Genomic DNA, 18,858 nt, shown 5'->3' with positions numbered 1-18,858 from the left:
TAGGTGCCTGCCGCTAAGGAATCACGAGCGCCTGCAGCGTCACCGGGCTCGACGCCGGGTAATCGAGTTCGGTCGATTGGTTCACTCCGCTCGGGGTGATCGTGTCCAACACCTTGGGAACGGCATTCGGATCGGCGGTGCAGAACGGCGTCGCGCTTGCCGCCACGCAGACGCCGAAGCTGTACTGGCCCGGCGTGCTGGTGAATGCGCGCGTCTGGTCGAAACCGTGCGTGCCGTCCTGCCCGGTGATCGCCACGCCGAAGCCCCAACCGCTCGTCGGAGTACCACCGAGCGCCGTCTTGTCGACGCTGAAGGTGATGTAGCGCGAGACCGAGTTGGCGGCCACGGTCACCGTGCCTGCGCTCGTGCCCGTCGTGTCGACGAACCGGTTGTTGCCGAAGCCCTGCGCCTCGATGAGCCTGGCCCACGGCGACACGGCGTAGTTCATGCCGCTGTATGACGACGCGGTCGAGGTGGGCGACGCACCGGGAGCGTGCACGTAGACGTCCACGAGCTGTGCCCCGTTTGACGAGCCGAACGTCGGGGTGAGGTCCCGGGTCTGCACGCGGAACGTCACCGTCGAGCCGGTGTCGTAGACCTGGAACTTCGTGAGGTCGAACGCTCCGGCATGGAAGTCGCCGGCGGTGGGATAGGCGTAGTTGCCTGGCCCGTTGTCGTCGCCGGTCGGGTCATCCGCGCTGAACAGGAGCGTGCCGTTGACGACATCATTCACCACGGAGCGAACGAGTTGCGCCGTGCCGTCACCCTTCGCCGTGCTCGAGATGACGAACACGTTGGTCCCCGCGGCCGATGTCACGTCCACACTGAAAGAGCCGTCCGCGGAGGCAGTGGTCTTGGTGAGGCTCGTGGCGCTGTTGGCGTCGGTCGCGACGTCGGCGATGTCGATAGTCGCCCCTGGCGCCGCGGTGCCCGCGACGGTGGTGGTGGCGCCGGTTGCCGAACCGTCCGCCGGGGAGGTGACGGTGAGCGCTGTCGTGCCCTGCTTGTGCGTCACGTAGCGCTCGCGCACTTGGGCAGGCTGCTCGAGGCTGCGGCCGGCCGCGAGGTCCGCGGTGAGCCGCACCTGGGACGCCGAGCCCCAGGTGAGAGGCGAGGCCGAGCCGTCGGCCGTGCCGTTCACGAAGCCGATGGATGCCGTTGCCGGGTCCGACCCGTATGGCGAGGCCGGAACATCCGCTCGGTCCCACACCTGTTCCGGAACGAGCCCCGGGCCCGAGTTCATCCGGTTGATCGACAGGAGAACGCCGGATGCGGCGCTCGTCTGCCCCTGCGCGAGGTATTGCTGGGCGCGTTCGGCGCCGAGCACCGGCCACGGGTGCCCGAGGCCCGAGAAGTCGTTGGTCCAGGGCGCCCCCGTCACCGCGCAGCTCGTGCCGGCGCCGACGAAGCAGTCGCCGTAGCCGTCGCCGTTGTAGCGCAGCCAGCCCGCCCCGCTGTTGGTCGGCCGCTGGATGGTGGCGTCGGTGACGGCGAGCGAGTTGAGGATCACGGGATCGGTCGCGGGAAGTATTCCGAGACGCACATATTCCAGGTAGCCGGCATCCGCCACCGCCCGCTGGTCGAGAGTGGGGCCGCCGTTGCCGACGTTGTAGCTGATCGCCGCGTTGGGGTCGCCGGTCTTGGAGAGCCGGATGAAGTACGGGTCGGCCGAGAGCTGGCCGTTCGTCGTGACACCCCAGGCCTTGATCGTGCGCTGGTACTGGTCTGCCGTGGCGAGCCAGACGCGGGAACTGGCCGGGTCGTTGTGCTGGTCGGCAATCGTCGCCGCGGCGACGAGTCCGGCGATCTCGGCGGCGATCGTCGAGGGGGAGTACCCGGTCTGCTCTTCCCAGCGTTCCACGCCGAAGCTCGGCCCATGACTGATCAGGAAGTTTGCTGCGGACCTCACCTTCGGCCACAGCGAGTTGTCGCCGGCGAGCCCGGACTGCAGCGCCATCAGGATGGGGTAGGCCGTCTCGTCCAGCTGGTCGTTGAACGCGTCGGCGGCCTTCGTGCCGTCGAGCAGCGAGTTGCGGGGCTGCGACCCGTTCGCCTGCTGGCTCTTCAGCAGCAGGTAGCGCACGGTGTCGCGCGCGGTCTGGATGTCGCCGTCGGTGTAGAGCGCCGTCCACGCCTCGTAGAGGTCGCGCGCGAACACCTCCTTGTAGCCGCCGACGAACAGGTTGTTTGGGTCGTTGGCCGGGATGGACTGGCCCCACGGGGCATCCAGTCCGGCGACGATGGCGCCCGGATACTTCTTGTCCTCGGACGCCTTCACCACGTTCGCCGACTGGTAGTAGTTCTTGATGGCGGCGAGCCGCTGCGTGCCCGTCAGGCCCCTCGCCGTGAGGATCGGCGGCGTGAGGGCCGCGTCGTAGCGCGCCCAGCCGGAGAGGTAACCCGCAGTCAGGCGGGCGACCGACGTCTTCGCCGTGTCGCTCGCGGTCTTCACCGCGTCGGTCTGGCTCGTGCCGAACCCGAGGGCGATGGTGGCCCGGCCGTCGCGGTCGAGTCGCACGCCCGCCGTCTGCTCGACGTTGCCGTCGGTCGCCATCGTCGCCACCTGCCCGAGGGCGTGCATGGAGTCGAGCTGCACGAGACCGTCACTCGCCGTGCCGACGAATCCGCTGCCGACCGTGTCGAATGGCCGGTCGGCCTTCAGTGCCAGATAGGACGGCACGGCGTAGGCGGTGCGGTTCGCCTGGCTCGTGGTCTTCGTATCGAACGAGACGGGCACGGCAGACCCGGTCGATGTGTCGACGACGGCGGTATCAGACCCGCCGTTCGCCGACCCGCCGCCGCCGTTGCCGCCGGCATTCGCATCCAGCCGCACGAAGAGCGTGTAGTCCTTCGCCCCCTTGGTGAGCGCAACGAGCCTCGTGCTCACCACCACGCTGTCGCGGGCGGGGTCGGTGAGGTAGGTGTTCACGAGGCTGTACTTGCCGCTCTTCGCGGTCGACGTCACGGTGCAGACCATGCCCGTCGGATCGGACGACACGGAGTACGTCATGTCTCGGGCCTGCAGATCGGTGAAGGTCGACCCGTCGGTGACGATGTATTGCATCGTCTCCACGTTCGTCGCATCCACTGTCGGGGCGTAGACATCGGAGAGGATGCCGTTCGCCACCGTGAACCAGATCTTCGATTCGGTGTTGCGGGCGGTTCCCACGCAGTCCTTGCGTGACTGACCCTGGTGGCTCACGATGCCGGGGGAGCCGACGGCTTCGGCGCCCGTCGCCGCTCCGGACACCGCCGAGGCTGTGGACGTGCCGAGGGACACTGCCGCGAGGGCAAAGGCGGCAACGGCCGCTGGCAGAACGAATCCGCGTCGAATCACGATGTCTCCCCTTTGAGAATCCTGTTTTCAGAACCGTGCCGAGCCGGCCCGCGACTCGCCCTTCGAACCCTACGACGAGTCACTGGACTGGTCAACACCCGATCGGTCTACCCGCGTGGGGGTTACGCGAATCGGTGCACGGACCCGCGCTCGCCTCCCGTGTGGGCTCCCGAGCCCATCGCCTCCGGTGGTCACGCGTCCGGCCGGTGAGTCGCCTCTGCTCTTGTTCGCACCTATCCAGTCCCGTCTTGCACTCCCGCGTCCTGCACTCGCGCGTCCCGCTCTCCCGCGTCCTGCCCTCCCGCGTCCCGCACTCCCGCCTCCTGCTCTCCCGCCTCCCGCTCTCGCGCCTCCTCTCCTTGCCCTACTTGTGGATAAGACTTCTCCACAGATTGCAGAGATTCCTTCGAATGGATATTCGAATATGGGAGAATTTACTCATGGAATTCTCCGCCTCACACCTGGTTCGAGCGGCCGCAACCGCCGCCGAGCTAGGGTCGCGCCCGGAGGATTTCGCGCGACTCGACGACGCCACTCTTCTCGAGGCGCAGCGCGGGCACAGCGCGCTGAAACACCAGGTTGACATTCACGGGGCCTGGATCGCGGGGGAGGTGGCGCGACGTTCCTCCCGCGAACTCGGCTATGCCGGACTGGCTCAGAAGCAGGGCTTCTTCAGCCCGGAGGAGCTCATTCAGTCGCTGTCGAGGTCGTCTCGGTCCGAGGCCAGGAAGCTGGTCACGGTCGGCCTGCTGATGGCGGAGACCCAGGCAGCGGAGGCTACCGAGGAGGCTGCGGCGGCGGCAGCCGCGGACAGCCCCGACCAGTCGGTGACGTCGGTCCTTCCGTGGCACTCGCCGATCGCCCATGCGGTCGCGGACGGCACTCTGGCGCTCGATGCCGCCGAACCCATTCGTACGATCCTCGCCGAGGTGGCGGATCGGGTTCCCAGCGGAGTCTTGAGGGAGGCGTGCGAACGGCTCATTTCGGATGCAGCGACTCGCAACGCCGACCAGATGTACCGACGCGCCCGGCAGATCCGCGACCAGATCGACGAGGCGGGCATAGCGGGGCGCGAAGCGCGCCAATACGGTGAGCGGTCCATGCGCGTGTGGACCCGCCGTGACGGGATGATTCAGACCAGTCTGGTCGCCCATCCCGAAGAGGGCGAACCGCTGCTCGCCTGGTATCACGACACCCTCGGGCCGCGCCGGGGCGGCCCGCGATTCGTCGATCCGGTCGCCCAGCAGGAGGCGGCGGCCCTTCTGGGCGACCCGCGCACCAACGAGCAGATTGCGGCCGACACCTTCTTCGATCTCTTCCGCAGCGCCCTCGACATCAATCCGGCCACGATGGTCGGTCACCGTCGCCCCAGTGTGCGGATCATCGTCACCGACCATGCCGTTCGCGCGGCGCAGTCGAACGGACCTGCACGGGATGCGGAGTCCAATGCGCGGATCTCGCCTCCATCCTCGACACCGGGGCATGGCCGAATCGAAGGCGTGCTGGACACGGTTTCGATCGCGACGATCGAACGGTACCTGTGTGACACGGGCGCGGTCCCCGTCGCATTCGATGATGACGGTCAATGCGTCAACGTCGGTCGTGACCAGCGGTTGTTCACCAGCAAGCAGCGCATCGCCCTGGCCGTTCGCGACGGCGGGTGCCTGTTCGTGAACTGCGGCAGGCCTCCCTCGTTTTGCGAAGCCCACCACATCAAGTTCTGGGCTCGAGATCACGGCAAGACGAACGTCGCCGACGGCGTGCTTCTCTGCCGCCGACATCATCTCCTCCTGCACAACAATGGTTGGGAAATCGTTCGTGAGCGCGGCAGCTACTGGCTTATCCCGCCTCGCAGCATCGACCCTCTCCAGGGCAGGGTCCACCTACCCAGCAAGAATCCCGACCTGTGGGACCTGCGCTCCCGCGCTGCCCAGTCCGCAGACCAACCACGCACCGTAGAGTCACACTCCGCCGAATCACACTCCGGCGAATCAGACGCCGCAACGATCTGCGAGTAGGGGTACACATTGCAACCGCACACGGTCTCCGGCACGGTCGACCAGCGGCGCCGACCGCCATCCACCGGCGCGACCGCACCGTGCTGAATTTCCCCGGCGCGGCGGCCGGCCGCCGAAAACCGGCAACTCCGACCGCCGGGCGCCGGATTCAGATGACTGACGGCAGGCGACAGATGACGGACGACGGACGACGGACGAGAGATTACAGACGACAGATCGCAGATTGCGGTCGAGAGATCACAGACGAGGAAGGAGCGAAGGCCGGCGCGCGTGAGAGCTAACGCACGAGCGAGGAGTCCGGCGCGGGGAATGCCCCGCCCCGATACTCCGGGTTCGTATCGAGTGAACGCATAGTGGTGCGGAAGATATTGAACTTCGTGTTGTAGCCGTTGGTGCCCGCGAGCGTTATGTGTCGCAGGTTGCGTTGCCCGCCATCGGTGTTGCCCACCCACACCGCGAGCGCCACCTTTGTGGTTGTCCCGACCAGCCAGTTCTGGTCCGCGTAGTTAGTCGTACCGGTCTTGCCCACGATCGGCACACCGTCCACCGGGTTTCCGGCGCGCCCGGTCCCGGCCTTCATCACCCCGGACAGCGCGTAGGCGACCGTGCTCGCGATGTTCGGCTCCATCGCCTTCGAACACTGCCGGGGCTGGCCTGGAGCCTCCTTGCCATCTGGCCCGACGACCTTGTCCACGATCGTCGGCGCGCAGAAGGTGCCGTTCGCACCAATTGTGGCGATCGCCCCCGCCATGGAAAGCGGTGCGATCTCATTGGTACCGATCGTTGCCGACGGGTACACATCGAGGGGCCGCCCGTCGGCGCGGTGCACTCCCATCGCCGTTGCCGCGGCGCGGATTCTGCACAGATCGAGCTTCTGGGCCATGGTGATGAAGGCGACGTTGACCGATGCGTTGGTGGCTGCGGCGATCGTCCAGGGTCCGCCTTCGCCCGGCGAATCATTCTTCGGCTCATACGGCTTGCCCGAGAACCTTGCACAGGAGGCCTTGAAGCTCTGCATGGGGAACGGCCGCACGGTGCCATCCACCACCTCGCTGAGGGTGTGTCCCTGCTGGAACCACTCGGTGAGGGTGAAGATCTTGTAGGTAGACCCGGTCGCGAACCCGGACGAGCCCCCGAAGTTCTTGTCGGTGTTGTAGTTCACCGCGGTCGCCGTGGAGCCGCTGCCGGCGCCCGAATTGTCGAATTCCTTGTTCTCCGCCATCACCAGGATGCGTCCGGTCCCGGGTTGCACCGAGACAGCCGATGCCCCGAGGGCGAATCGTGTCTCGGTTGCCGGGGCGCTGGCGTTCAAGGCCTGCTGGGCGACATCCTGCTGGTTCAGGTCGATGCTCAGGTAGATCTTGTACGCGCCTCTCGCCCAGGCCACCTTGCGAACCGCCTCGGTCGGGCCCAGCGCATCGAGAGTAGGCACTAGCCGTTGCGCGTAGTCGCACGCGAACTTGGCGTCGCTGGCGTAGAGGCAGCCGTTGCTCGGCCCCTGGAGCTTAGGTTGGATCGGCGTCGCCACGGCTTCACGGAATTGGGTGGTTGTGATGTAGCCGAGGTCGCGCATGTCGCTCAGGATGAAGTCGCGCCGCACCTTGTTTGCGGCATACAGGGTCGGGCTGCTGAGGTTGCGAAGGTTCGGCTGCTGCACCATCGCAATGAGGCTCGCTGCCTGCGGGAGTGTCACGTCCTTCGCGCTCACGCTGAAATACTTCTGCGCCGCCGCTTCCACGCCATAGGTGGTGCCGCCGAAGCCGGCAATGTTGAGATAGCCGAGCATTATCTCCTTTTTCGGGTAGCGCTTCTCGAGTCCGATCGCGAGCTTCATCTCCCGGACTTTGCGATTGAGCGTGTCGTCGATCGCCGCCTGGTAGGCGATCTTCTTCACGCGAGGATCCTGGATCTGCAGCGCGCGTTGGATGAGGGTGTTCTTCACCAGTTGCATCGCAATCGTGGAACTGCCGCTCGTGATCCCCTTGTGCACGATGTTGCCCACGGCCGCCCTGACCACCGACTTCAGATCCACCCCACCATGCTGGTAGAAGCGACGGTCCTCGCCGGCCACTGTCGCATCTTTGATGTATTGGGAGATCGCGTCCCAGCCCACCACCTCGCGGTTCTGGTCGTAGATGCTGGCGATCGGCACCGGCTGGCCGTCGCGATTGGCATAGATGGTGTTGCGCTGGGATTGCTGGTCGAGGGTGAGGTAGTCGGGCAACGAGTCAAAATACCCGACGGCGAAGTTCGTCCCGCGACTCACGACGATGATCGACGGCACGGCGAGCGAGGCGACGAGCAGACCCGCCAACAGGCTGAAGAACAGGAAGCCGAGCACGGATCCGAACACGCCGATCCTCGTGTCGAAGTCGGTGACCGAGACGATCCCGATCGAGGGGGGCAACCGTGAAGGCAGGGCAGGCGCGCTCATCTGATCTCACCGCAACTCGAGGTGCGAGTTCGCTGCCATCTGAGCCTCCGGGGTGTGCTGTTCACCGTGTCCGCCTGCTGATTGGCACTGTACGCGCAAGTTGGCCACAGCGGCACTGGATCGCTCAGATTCTGGACCATCGGCCTCCAGGCATGCCGCCACTTCGGCATCCGTGACACGGTCGAATCGGGTGTACCACTGGCCCACCGACCAGAAGGGGTGCGGGGTGGCGACCGCCACGAAGGCATCGGCTTCGCCCGCGAGAGTGCGGGTCCAGTCGGGCGGAGCAACCGGTACCGCGAGCACGACCTCAACCGCGCCCAGTCGGCGCACAGTGCGGCACGCGGCCCGCGCGGTCGCGCCCGTGGCCACGCCATCGTCCACGATGATGACCCGCTCGCCGGTGAGGTCCCGCGCACCGGTGAGGTCCCGCGCGCCGGTGAGGTCCCGCGCGCCGATGAGGTCCCGCTCGCCGGTGAGGTCCCGCTCGCCGGTGAGGTCCCGTTGAGGCCCCTCGCGGGGCGTCGGAGTCGTAGTGGACGCTGACGAACGTCGCGGATGGCGCGTGCTGACGATGTCGAGAGGCGCACCCAGGGTGTCCGCGACGCGGCGCGCCACTGGCACGCCGCCGCGGGGAATTGCGAGCACGATCGTGCCGCAATCGCGATAGTGCTCCAGGGCGCGCGCGAGGCGGCCCCCGGCGTCGGAGCGATCCTCGAAAATGGCGGCCATGTGCCAAGTTTGTGCCTGCGCCCCACCCCAGCCAAGGCCGAAAGGCCCTGTGGATTCGGCCGGTCATCGGCGTACCCTGACAGTCTGGAGGTGTTGGCAATGCAGGCAAAAACAGGTGACCGCATAGTCATCCGCGGACGCACGGTCGAGTCGCCGGATCGCCACGGCGAAATTATCGAGGTCCGCGGCGAGGGCGGCGGGCCGCCGTACGTGATCAGATTCGACGATGGCCACGAGAGCGTGATCCAGCCCGGGTCGGACTTCGAAATAGGGCACGACCAGCACACCTAGGCAGAGCGGCAGGACCGTCGCTCGGGCAGTATGGATGGGTGACCTATCTCGCATCCGACTCCCGCTATGACTCCATGCCCTACCGCCGCACCGGGCGAAGCGGGCTGCAACTGCCTGCGGTGTCCCTCGGCCTCTGGCAGAACTTCGGACACGACGTTCCGATCGAGCGCCAGCAACAGATCCTGCGCCGCGCCTTCGACCTCGGGGTGACCCACATCGACCTCGCGAACAACTACGGGCCGCCATACGGCAGCGCCGAGGCCAACTTCGGCGAGCACCTGCGGCGCGACTTCGCGCCGTACCGCGACGAACTGGTGATCTCCACCAAGGCGGGCTACGACATGTGGTCGGGCCCATACGGCAACTTCGGTTCGCGCAAGTACCTCACCGCGAGCCTCGACCAGTCGCTGGCGCGCATGGGGATCGACTACGTGGACATCTTCTACTCGCACCGCGCCGACCCGAACACCCCGCTCGAGGAGACGATGGGCGCGCTGCACTCCGCCGTGGTCTCCGGCAAGGCGCTCTACGCCGGCATCTCGTCGTACTCGCCGGCGCGTACCAGGGAGGCGGCGGCGATCCTCGCCGACCTCGGCACGCCGCTGCTCATCCACCAGCCCTCGTATTCGATGTTCAACCGTTGGATCGAGGATGCCCTGCTCGACACCCTCGGCGAACTCGGCGTCGGCTGCATCGCCTTCTCGCCGCTCGCGCAGGGCCTGCTCACCGATCGCTACCTCGCGGGGATTCCCGAGAACGCCCGAGCCGCGCGCGAGGGTTCGATGCAGAAGAGCATGGTCAACGACGGCACCCTGGCCGCCATCCGGGCGCTCACCGAGATCGCCGGTGGCCGCGGCCAGACACTGGCGCAGCTCGCCATCGCCTGGACTCTGCGCAACGCGGGCGTGACTTCCGCGCTCGTCGGCGCGTCGTCCGTACAGCAGCTCGAGGCCAACCTCGCGGCCGTGAGCAACCTGCGCTTCACTGCCGAGGAGCTCGCCGCCATCGACGAGCACGCGGTGGACATGGGCATCAACCTGTGGGCGGAGTCGAGCGCGGTCTAGTCGCTCGGACAGCGTCGGTCGAGGCGCGAGCCGGTCGCTGGGCCCGACGTCGGACCCTCGGGCTAGTCTTCATCCACGGGCCGCCGCGATACCCGAGCGGCCCGCGCACCGGGCACGCGCCCGATACCAGGGGAGTCTGCCCATGTTCCTGCTCGATGGCATTGTCGTCACGAGCGCGAGCGATCTCACCTCGGCGTCCAGCTGCGAGTTCGCGTTCGCTCGGGCGATCGACGTGCGCCTCGGCCGCATCGAGGCGTCCGAGGCGGAGCCGGATGCGATGCTCGCCCGCACTTCCCGGCTCGGCGACGCGCACGAGCTGCGAGTCCTGGAGGCGTATCGCGAAAGATTCGGCGCCGGAGTGGTCGACGTGCAGCGACCAGACCTGCGGGATGCCGGGGCGCTGGAGGCGGCGGTCGCCGCCACCGGTACGGCCTTCGCGAGTGGCGCCGACGTCGTCTTCCAGGCGACCTTCTTCGACGGGAGCTTCGTCGGGTTCGCCGACTTCATCGTTCGCACCGCCGATGGTCGTTACCGGGTGCAGGACACCAAGCTCGCCAGGCACGCGAAGGTCACCGCCCTGTTGCAGCTCGCCGCATACGCCGAACAACTCGACCGAGTTGGGGTGCTCGTGAGCGACACCGTGGAGCTCCTTCTCGGCGACGGGAGCGTGAGCGAACACCGGTTGGGCGACATCCTGCCCGTGTATCGCCGCCGCCGCGCGCTTCTCGGCGCGATCATCGAGGAGCGTCTCGCCGCCGGCGAAGCCGTGCACTGGGGCGACCCGCGCTACGCGGCGTGCGGGCGGTGCGACGCCTGCGAAGCCGAGGTGCAGTCGAACCGGGACGTGCTGCTGGTCGCCGGGCTGCGTGTGAGCCAGCGCGCGAGGATGCGCGCCGCGGGCGTGACCACGATCGACGAGCTGGCCGCGGCATCCTGGCCCATCGACGGCATTTCGGATGCGACTCTCGCCGCCCTGAGGCAGCAGGCGACGCTGCAGCTCGACACGCGCTCCGGCGCTGCGCCCGCCTGGACGGTAATCAACCCGCTCGCCCTCGCCGCGCTGCCCGCGCCGGACGAGGGCGACATCTTCTTCGACTTCGAGGGCGACCCCCTCTACCAGGACGGCTCGCTGTGGGGCCTCGACTACCTGTTCGGGCTCGTGGAACCCGACACCAGCTTCCGCGCTTTCTGGGCGCACGACCTCGCCGAGGAGCGTCTCGCGCTCGACGACTTCCTCGCCTACGTGACCGCACGTCGGGCGGCTCATCCCGGCATGCACGTCTACCACTACGCCGCTTATGAACGCACCCACCTGCTGTCGCTCGCCGCACGCCACGGCGTGGGGGAGGAGGTCGTGGACGACCTGCTGCGCAACAATGTGCTCGTCGACCTCTACCCGGTTGTCAAGCAGTCGCTGCGAATCGGCAGCCGCAGCTACTCGCTCAAGAAGCTCGAGCCGCTCTACATGGATGATATCCGTCAGGGCGTTGACAACGCGGCGGACTCGATTGCGGAGTACGTGCACTACCAGGAGCTTCGGGATTCCGGCCAGCCGGCCGAGGCCGCCGCCGTTCTCGACGACATCGCCCGCTACAACGCATACGACTGTGTCTCGACGCTTCGGCTACGGGACTGGCTTCTCGCGCGCGCCGCCGAAAACGCGGTGCCGCTCGCGACCCCTCGGGACCTCGAGTTGGACGTGCCCGCCCGCGAACCCGACCCGGTGTATCTCGAGCTCGTCGAACTGCTCTCCGCCACGTCCCCGGCCGACCGCACGACCGACCAGACCGCCCTCGCACTCGCCTCCGCCGCCATCGACTACCACCGACGCGAGCTCAAGAGCTTCTGGTGGGACCACTTCAACCGGCTCGCAACCCCCGTCGAGGACTGGGCGGACACGCGCGACGTCTTCGTGGTCTCGTCGGCCGGTCTCGAGCGGGACTGGTTTCGCGAGGGCAGGCAGCTTTCCGATCGCCGCCTCCTGCGCCTCACCGGCACACTCGCCCCGGGCAGCTCGCTCGGGATCGGGGCAAAGCCGTTCCTGCTCTACGACGCGCCATACCCGCCGATCGCCCGGAGCTCGGCACCCGGGTCTCGGTCGGCCCACAACCGCGTGATCGTCGTCGACGACCTGGGCGGGAGCGGGTTCCTCGTCGAGGAGCGGCTCGAGAAGGGCGCACCCCACTACTCGGAGCTGCCCGTCGCCCTCACCCCGGCGACACCACCCGACCCCGGCAGCCAGGTCGGCGCCATCGCCGAGTGGGGCCGCGAGGTTCTCGACGCCCTGCCGCAGATGCTGCCGGATGCCGCCCTCGACATCCTGAGACGAGTGCCGCCCCGGGCCGCCGCGCTCGTTCCCGTGACGGACGGCGACACCGCCTCGGCCATCCGGGACACCCTGCTCGGGCTCGATCGGTCGTACCTGGCGGTGCAGGGGCCGCCGGGAACCGGCAAGACGTTCACCGGGTCGCTGGTGATCGCCGACCTGGTGGCCAACCACGGCTGGCGCGTCGGCGTGGTCGCGCAGTCGCACGCGTCGGTGCAGAACATGCTCGAGGGCGTGGTGAAAGCCGGCCTCGACCCCGAGGTGATCGGCAAGAAGCCGAAGGGCGGTGACGAGCACGTCGAGGTGCCGTGGACCGGCCCAACCGATGGAACGTCCGCCGGCTTCGGCCGGCATTCCGGCGGTTTCGTGCTCGGCGGAACGGCCTGGACGTTCAGCAACGCGGGCTCCGTGCCCCGCGGCTCGCTGGACCTGCTCGTGGTTGACGAGGCCGGGCAGTATTCGCTCGCCAGCACTATCGCCGCCGCGGTCTCCGCCCAGCGCCTGCTGCTGCTCGGCGACCCGCAGCAGCTTCCGCAGGTGAGCCAGGGCACGCATCCCGAGCCCGTCGACGCGTCGGCGCTTGGGTGGCTCGCCGATGGCCACCAGGTGCTGCCGCCCGACTTCGGCTACTTTCTCGACACGAGCTGGCGCATGCACCCCGCGGTGTGCGCTCCGGTGTCGGCGCTCTCCTACGAGGGCAGGCTCTTCTCACACCCCTCGGACCGCCACCTCGACGGGGTCGAGCCCGGCCTGCACCCGGTGGCGGTGCCCCACGTCGACAACTCGACGTCGTCCACGGAAGAGGCGGAGGCCGTGGTCGCTCTCGTGCGGCACGTGATCGGCAGGCCGTGGTCGAGCGGTGGCACGACGGCGCCGCTCGCCCAGGACAACGTGATCGTCGTCGCGCCGTACAACGCCCAGGTCGCGCTCCTGCGCTCGGCCTTGGCCTCGGCGGGCCTCGGCGACGTGCCGGTCGGCACCGTCGACCGGTTCCAGGGCAAGGAGGCCGCCGTCTCGATCGTCTCCCTCGCCGCGTCCTCCGCGGATGACGTGCCCCGCGGCCTCGAATTCCTGCTGCTGGCCAACCGGCTCAACGTGGCGATCTCCCGGGCGCAGTGGGCCGCGTACCTCGTCTACTCGCCGGCACTCACCGAGTACCTGCCGCCGACGCCGGAGGCTGTCGCCCGGTTGAGCGCGTTCATCACCCTCGTGGAGCCGCCCGTCGCCTCGCCCGACGCGAAGTCCGCCGTGTAGGCCGTCGCGTAGTCCGACCCGGTGGCCGACCGGCGGGAGGACAAATCAGGGAGATGTGCCGCTGGCGGGCGAGCGGGATGGCCCGGCTCGGCGCTAATATTGGGCATGGCTCACCTCACCGACTACGGGCAGACGATCGCCGCCGTCACTGCCGGCATCGCCGACCTCATCGCCGCGACGACGGCACCGGCGCAGGTCACGGCCCGCATGCCTATCGCCGCCCGCGCCGGCCAATCCGGGGCATCCGTCAACCTCTTCCTCTACCAGGACGCTCCCACTCGCTATCGCGTGGGCGGCGAGCCAGCGAGTCCCGGCATCGTGATCGGCACCGAACTGCGCTACCTGGTCACCGCGTATCCGGCGCACAAGACCGACCCGGATGCCTCGAGCCAGGTGCTCTACGGGGCGTCGCGAGCCGCGGTGGAGAACAACCCGGTGCTGTCGGTGACCCTGGCGTCTGGGATGGTGCGGCAGGTTCGCCTCACCACCACATCGCTCGGAATCGTCGAGCACACCGCACTCTGGATCGCCTCCGACGTGGCCATGCGCCTCTCGTTCGTGATCATCGCGAGTGTCGACCTCAGCGAGGTCGGCGTGCGGTCGGCCACGGCGTCGATCGCCGACCTCACCGCGATCGCGGCGCCGGGAGTGATCGCTGTGTTGTCCGGCGCGGATGCCGCAGCCAAGCCAGCCGCGGCATCCGCGATCGCGGCCGCGCTCGGGCGTCCACTGCTCGAGGTGGATCTGGTCCAGATCGTGAGCCAGTACATCGGCGAGACGGAGCACAACCTCGCCGGGCTGTTCGAGCGCGCCGATCGGGGTGGCGCCATCCTGTTCTTCGACGAGGCGGACGCGCTCTTCGGCCGACGGTCGGAGGTGCGGGACGCGCACGACCGTTACGAGGAAGCAAACCCCGCGCGAATCCTCGACCTGCTCGGACGGGCGCCAGGACCCGTGCTGGTCTCGGTCACCGCGGCAGGCGAGGCCCTGCTCGCGCGCCAGGCGATTGACGTGCCGTTCCCGCCGGACTGACGCCGGCCGGGGTCAGCGGCTCGAGATGCCGTTGAGCATGCCCGAGATGAACCGGCGCTGCAGGAAGAAGTAGAGCAGCACGATCGGCAACGCCACGATGGTTCCCGCCGCGGCGAGCAGCGAGTACTCGGTGATGTGCTGCCCCTGGAAGAAGGCCAGTCCGAGGGGCGCCGTGCGCAGGCTCTCGCTCGAGACCATGATGAGCGGGATCAGGAACTCGTTCCACGTCCACATCGCCACGAGCAGGCACATCGTCGTGATGGCCGGCACCGACGGCGGAACCACGATGCGCCAGAGCACGCGCAGGTCGCTCGCTCCATCCATCTTTCCGGCCTCCATGATCTCGCCGGGGAAGGTGCGGAACTGGTTACGCATCCAGAACACCCCGAAGGCGAGCGACTGGGCGGTCTGCGGCAGGATCAGAGCCCAATAGCTGTCGGTGAGGCCGGCTCCGCGCAGGTCGTAGTAGAGCGGGATGATGAACGCCTCGGCGGGGAGCATCAGCCCCGCCAGCAGCAGGAAGAACAGCACGTTCTTGCCCGGGAAGTGCAGGCGGGCGAAGGCGAATCCGGCGAAGATGCTCAGGATACTCGTGAGGATCACGACGGAGATCGTCACGGTGAGGCTCGAGCGGAGGTAGGTGGAGAACTGGCCGCGATTCCACGCCTCGATGAAGTTGCCGACGTCGATGCTCGACGGCAGGTGGAAGCCGGCCTGCGGATCGGTCGTCGGGGTGACGGCCGACAGCAGCACGCCGAACATCGGCACGACGGCGAAGAGGCTGAACACTCCGAGCACGAGGTAGTTGAGCACGGCCTCCCGGTGGGCGATTCTCATTCGACTTCCTCCGGCTGGATCTTCTGGATGACGGCGGTGATCACGAGGATGAGCACGCTCAGTCCGATCGCGACAGCCGCCGCCGAGCCGACCTGCCCGGTGGTGAATGCGCGGTTGTAGGCCTCGAACGCGGGGAGCGAGGTGCTGTTTCCCGGGCCGCCACGGGTGGTCACGTAGACGAGGTCGAAGGTCTTGAGCGCCGCGACCACGGTGAGCGTGAGGGCCACGGCGATCTGGCCGCGCAGGGCGGGGAGGGTGATGCTGAAGAACTCGCGAGCGGCGCCGGCACCGTCCATGCGCGCAGCCTCGAACAGCTCCCGAGGGATGTTGGCGACGCCGCTCAGGAACAGCACTAGGCACAGTCCGATGCCAAGCCAGCTGCCGATGAGGCCGATCGCCGGCAGGGCGGTGTCGAAGTCGCCGAGCCATGCCCGGGTGATCGAGCCGAGCCCGATGGCGCGCAGCACCTGGTTGGCGAGGCCCTCGGGGGAGTAGATCGAGATCCAGGTCGTGGCGACCACGACCGAGGAGACCACCTGGGGCAGGAAGAGCAGCGTGCGGAACAGGGACATGCCCCGCAGGTGGGCACCGCGGGAGATGACGGCGGTGAGCACAAGGGCGAGGGTCACCGGCACGACCGAGTAGAAGAAGATCATCACCCCGGCGTGCAGGAAGGAGTCTCGCAGCTTCGCGTCGGTGAAGAGGTCGACGTAGTTCTGCAGGCCCACCCAGGTGGATGGCCCGATGCCGTTCCACTCGAAGAGCGAGTACTGCGCCGTCTGCACGACGGGGATGCCGAGGAACACCGCGAACACGACGAAGGCGGGCAGCACGTACAGGTATGCCTTCCACTGCACCCGCGGGCGGCGGCCCGACCGGGCGCGAGTGATGCTCGCGCCCGGCGCGGTGTGGTTCGTGGTCGCCAGGAGCATGGGCTAGCGACCGGTGAACGCTGCGTAGTCGGTCTGAAGCGTCGTGGCGAATTGCTGCGGTGTCGCCTTCCCGGCGGTGAGCTCCTGCACGGCGGCGGTCAGCGTGTCGTAGAAGGTGGGCGTGGAGTAGTCGAGGTATGGCACCAGTCCGGAACTCGCATTGACGCGCTTCCACTCGCTCGCGACGTCCGCCGCGAGCGTGCCCTTGGCCGGCGCCCAGTCGGCGGGCGGCACGGTGGGGAGGTTTCCGGTGTCGACCAGAACCTGGCTCGCCTTCGCGTTGGTGACAAAATCGATGTACGCGGCGGCGACATCCGGATGCTTCGTGGCCGAGGTCATCGCCCAGGCCAGCCCCTCGCCACCCGTGGTCACGGGAGTGGTCGAGTCGTTCGGGCCGAGCGCGAGGAAGCCGGCGTCGGCGCCGAGGCCCTCGGTCACGGTCTGCAACTGCCAGGTTCCCGTGATGGTGAAAGCGGCCTTGCCCGCCATGAAGGCGGCGAGGGCGTCGTCGCGCGAGATCCCGTTGGCGTCCGGGGTGAGGTAGCCCTTGTCGACCCAGTTCGTGAGCGTCGTTGCCGCCTCGATGGAGCTCGCGTCGGTCCACGCGCCGCTCTTGGAGCGCACGAGGTTGTTCACGGCCTTCGCGCCCGCGATCGCGGCCTGCACGACCCCGAAGAGGTGGATGCCTGGGCTCTTCTCCACGTCGCCGTAGGCGATCGGCAGGATGCCGGCCTTCTTCACCGCGGCGAGGTCGGTCTCGAACTCCCCGATCGTCTTCGGCGGCGTGAGGCCGAGAGAGGAGAGGATCTTCTTGTTGTAGTAGACGCCCACGATCTCGCCGGTCTGGGAGACCCCGTAGAGGTGGCCGGTCTGCCAGTTCTTGCCGTTGGAGGAGAAGGTGTTGAGGTCGAGCAGCTGCTTCGGGTAGTACTTGTCCCAGCCGTAGAGCGTCGAGTAGTCGTCCACCGGGCGCAGCAGCCCGCCGCCGACGAACGCGCCCATGTCCGGGTAGCCCTGATTCGCCTGCACGACGTCCGGGGCGTCCTTCGAGGTGAGCGCGAGCTTGAGGGTGGTCTTGAGGTCGGCGAAGGACCGGCTCACGCGGTCGATCGTCACGTTCGGGTACTTCTTCTCGAACTGGGCGTTGAGCTTCTTCTGGGCCACATCGATACCGCCATCGGTGTTCTGGTCCCACACCGTGATCGACACCTTGCCCGCACCCGCGACGTCTTTCGAGACCGGACCGGTCGAGCCGGTCGTGCTCGAGGAACTCCCCGGGGCGCACGCGCTCAGAGTGAGAGCGATGGTGACGGCCGCTGCGAGCGCGCCCGCCAGCTTCTTCGGATGCCGGATCATGTGTTCTCCTCGGGGGTGTGGATGTGGGTGGCGTGCTGAGTTTCAGTGGAGCGGTGCGGCCGGGACGCTGCAGGCAGGTCAACGACGGCGTTCGAGGCTGCCCACTCGCGAATCGTCGACCAGTCGCCGGCCGGAGCCTCGGCGTCAAGGAAGCGCAGGATCTCGGCCGGGCGGGGCGCACTCGCCGCGCCGCCGAGCGTGCGCACCGAGAGCGAGGCGCCCAGGCAGGCGAGCCTCAGCCGCACGTCGAGGGGCCAGTCGAACCGTTCGGTTGCCATGAGCGAGGCGACGAAGACGTCGCCGGCCCCGGTCGGGTCGATCGTGTCAACCGCGATCGTGTCGACCTCGGAGAGCCTCCCGGTCGCGCTTTCGAAGGCGACCACGCCGCGGGCACCGCGCGTGACGACGGCGAGGGAGACGTACTCGCCGAGCGCCCGTGCCGCATCCTCGGCGCTGTCGGTCTGGGTGTAGCGCATCGCCTCGAGGTCGTTGGGCACGAAGACGTCGATCTCCCGCAGCCTCCGCAGCACCGACTCCGACCACTCGCCGCTCGAATCCCAGCCCACGCCGCCGAACACGACGGTTCCCTGCGCCCGGATCCGCCGGACCCAGGCGGGAAGCTCGGCCTGCACTCCCACGTGGGTCGCTCCCACGGTCGGCCCACCCTCGGCCCACTCGAGCGGCAGCGCCTCCTCCTCGTAGGTGATGAAGCTGCGCTCGTGTTGCCCCGTGAGGGACACCGAGACCGGGCTCTGGAATCCGGGAATCCTCTTCAGCCAGGTGAGATCCAGCTCCGGCTCGGCGGAGAGGATGTCGTCGACCCGGCGGCCGAGCGCGTCGTCGCCGAGCTGGGAGAGCAGGGCGGTGGATGCTCCGAGCCTGGCGGCGGCGACGGCCCGGTTGGCCGTGCCGCCGGGAGTGAGCATGAACGCGTCGGCGAACACCTCCGCCCCTGGTTCCGGCAGGGGGACGCCGGCGAACACGAGATCGCAGAACACCGAACCGGCGAAGAGCAGGTCGAGGTGTGGCGTCGCGGCTGTTGCCGAGTTTTCACTGAGCACGAGACTCCAGAGGTATGAGATCGGCGCAATCAACGGTGATCGAGTTTGCGCAGGTTTTATCCAGTCTGCGGATCTGATGTCACGATCGTACGCCGGAAGTGCGTCAAGTTTGTAAAGTTTGACAATCTTGGCTCGAAAACTCGATCATAAACGCGCAAACTCCGCCATCCATCCCGTAGGCTGC

The 18,858-nt window shown here is 67.9% G+C and carries 12 protein-coding genes; 5 read left to right on the top strand and 7 right to left on the bottom strand.

Annotated elements, in window-relative coordinates:
- Nucleotides 1-13: 13 nt before the first annotated feature.
- Nucleotides 14-3,337, bottom strand: coding sequence for a glucodextranase DOMON-like domain-containing protein (locus VIM54_RS13160; RefSeq protein ID WP_331901966.1), 3,324 nt, complete (start codon nucleotides 3,335-3,337; stop codon nucleotides 14-16).
- A gap of 752 nt (nucleotides 3,338-4,089) precedes the next feature.
- Here VIM54_RS13160 and VIM54_RS13155 point away from each other — a divergent pair.
- Complete coding sequence (locus tag VIM54_RS13155; RefSeq protein WP_414673225.1) at nucleotides 4,090-5,355, top strand: DUF222 domain-containing protein; 1,266 nt, start codon at nucleotides 4,090-4,092, stop codon at nucleotides 5,353-5,355.
- A gap of 277 nt (nucleotides 5,356-5,632) precedes the next feature.
- On the opposite strand, the gene VIM54_RS13150 is transcribed toward VIM54_RS13155, so the two are convergent.
- Both VIM54_RS13150 and VIM54_RS13145 read right to left on the bottom strand, forming a co-directional pair.
- Nucleotides 5,633-7,762 carry a transglycosylase domain-containing protein gene (locus tag VIM54_RS13150; RefSeq protein WP_331901963.1) on the bottom strand — a complete coding sequence of 710 codons (2,130 nt, stop codon included), beginning with the start codon at nucleotides 7,760-7,762 and terminating at the stop codon, nucleotides 5,633-5,635.
- 33 nt (nucleotides 7,763-7,795) lie between these two features.
- Nucleotides 7,796-8,521, bottom strand: a complete 726-nt coding sequence (locus VIM54_RS13145) for a phosphoribosyltransferase (protein WP_331901961.1) — start codon at nucleotides 8,519-8,521, stop codon at nucleotides 7,796-7,798.
- 99 nt (nucleotides 8,522-8,620) lie between these two features.
- Here VIM54_RS13145 and VIM54_RS13140 point away from each other — a divergent pair, with 99 nt between their 5' ends.
- From VIM54_RS13140 to VIM54_RS13125, 4 genes are all read left to right on the top strand, one after another.
- Nucleotides 8,621-8,812, top strand: coding sequence for a DUF1918 domain-containing protein (locus VIM54_RS13140; protein ID WP_331901960.1), 192 nt, complete (start codon nucleotides 8,621-8,623; stop codon nucleotides 8,810-8,812).
- Between the two features lie 38 nt (nucleotides 8,813-8,850).
- Nucleotides 8,851-9,876, top strand: a complete 1,026-nt coding sequence (gene mgrA / locus VIM54_RS13135; protein ID WP_331901959.1) for an L-glyceraldehyde 3-phosphate reductase — start codon at nucleotides 8,851-8,853, stop codon at nucleotides 9,874-9,876.
- Nucleotides 9,877-10,018: 142 nt separating this feature from the next.
- On the top strand, nucleotides 10,019-13,456 hold the full coding sequence (locus VIM54_RS13130) for a TM0106 family RecB-like putative nuclease (protein ID WP_331901957.1): 3,438 nt from the start codon (nucleotides 10,019-10,021) through the stop codon (nucleotides 13,454-13,456).
- Between the two features lie 105 nt (nucleotides 13,457-13,561).
- Nucleotides 13,562-14,488 (top strand): AAA family ATPase, encoded by a 927-nt coding sequence (locus VIM54_RS13125; protein ID WP_331901955.1) that lies wholly within the window; start codon nucleotides 13,562-13,564, stop codon nucleotides 14,486-14,488.
- A 12-nt stretch (nucleotides 14,489-14,500) separates the two neighbouring features.
- On the opposite strand, the gene VIM54_RS13120 is transcribed toward VIM54_RS13125, so the two are convergent.
- Genes VIM54_RS13120 through VIM54_RS13105 form a run of 4 tightly spaced genes read right to left on the bottom strand, consistent with a single transcriptional unit; the run spans nucleotide 14,501 to nucleotide 18,707 of the window.
- Nucleotides 14,501-15,325, bottom strand: a complete 825-nt coding sequence (locus tag VIM54_RS13120) for a carbohydrate ABC transporter permease (protein WP_331901953.1) — start codon at nucleotides 15,323-15,325, stop codon at nucleotides 14,501-14,503.
- Entirely contained in the window at nucleotides 15,322-16,257 is a 936-nt protein-coding gene (locus tag VIM54_RS13115) for a sugar ABC transporter permease (protein WP_331901951.1), read from the bottom strand. The genes VIM54_RS13120 and VIM54_RS13115 overlap by 4 nt, the downstream gene beginning before the upstream one ends.
- Nucleotides 16,258-16,260: 3 nt before the next feature.
- The gene (locus tag VIM54_RS13110; protein WP_331901949.1) at nucleotides 16,261-17,613 is read right to left on the bottom strand and encodes an extracellular solute-binding protein; all 1,353 of its coding nucleotides are present in this window, start codon (nucleotides 17,611-17,613) and stop codon (nucleotides 16,261-16,263) included.
- Complete coding sequence (locus tag VIM54_RS13105; protein WP_331901947.1) at nucleotides 17,610-18,707, bottom strand: carbohydrate kinase family protein; 1,098 nt, start codon at nucleotides 18,705-18,707, stop codon at nucleotides 17,610-17,612. The genes VIM54_RS13110 and VIM54_RS13105 overlap by 4 nt, the downstream gene beginning before the upstream one ends.
- Between the last annotated feature and the right edge of the window lie 151 nt (nucleotides 18,708-18,858).

It is taken from the genome of Lacisediminihabitans sp. (assembly GCF_036569425.1).
Lineage (GTDB): Bacteria > Actinomycetota > Actinomycetes > Actinomycetales > Microbacteriaceae > Lacisediminihabitans.
The sequence above is the reverse complement of the archived record's forward strand: the minus strand, read 5'-3'. Positions and strand labels throughout refer to the sequence as shown.

What these genes read in the sequence shown, in the direction of transcription:
- VIM54_RS13110 (WP_331901949.1), bottom strand. Translation starts at nt 17,613, where the DNA reads ATGATCCGGCATCCGAAGAAGCTGGCGGGCGCGCTCGCAGCGGCCGTC.
- VIM54_RS13140 (WP_331901960.1), top strand. Translation starts at nt 8,621, where the DNA reads ATGCAGGCAAAAACAGGTGACCGCATAGTCATCCGCGGACGCACGGTC.
- VIM54_RS13115 (WP_331901951.1), bottom strand. Translation starts at nt 16,257, where the DNA reads ATGCTCCTGGCGACCACGAACCACACCGCGCCGGGCGCGAGCATCACT.
- VIM54_RS13155 (WP_414673225.1), top strand. Translation starts at nt 4,090, where the DNA reads ATGGCGGAGACCCAGGCAGCGGAGGCTACCGAGGAGGCTGCGGCGGCG.
- VIM54_RS13145 (WP_331901961.1), bottom strand. Translation starts at nt 8,521, where the DNA reads ATGGCCGCCATTTTCGAGGATCGCTCCGACGCCGGGGGCCGCCTCGCG.
- VIM54_RS13125 (WP_331901955.1), top strand. Translation starts at nt 13,562, where the DNA reads ATGGCTCACCTCACCGACTACGGGCAGACGATCGCCGCCGTCACTGCC.
- VIM54_RS13130 (WP_331901957.1), top strand. Translation starts at nt 10,019, where the DNA reads ATGTTCCTGCTCGATGGCATTGTCGTCACGAGCGCGAGCGATCTCACC.
- VIM54_RS13120 (WP_331901953.1), bottom strand. Translation starts at nt 15,325, where the DNA reads ATGAGAATCGCCCACCGGGAGGCCGTGCTCAACTACCTCGTGCTCGGA.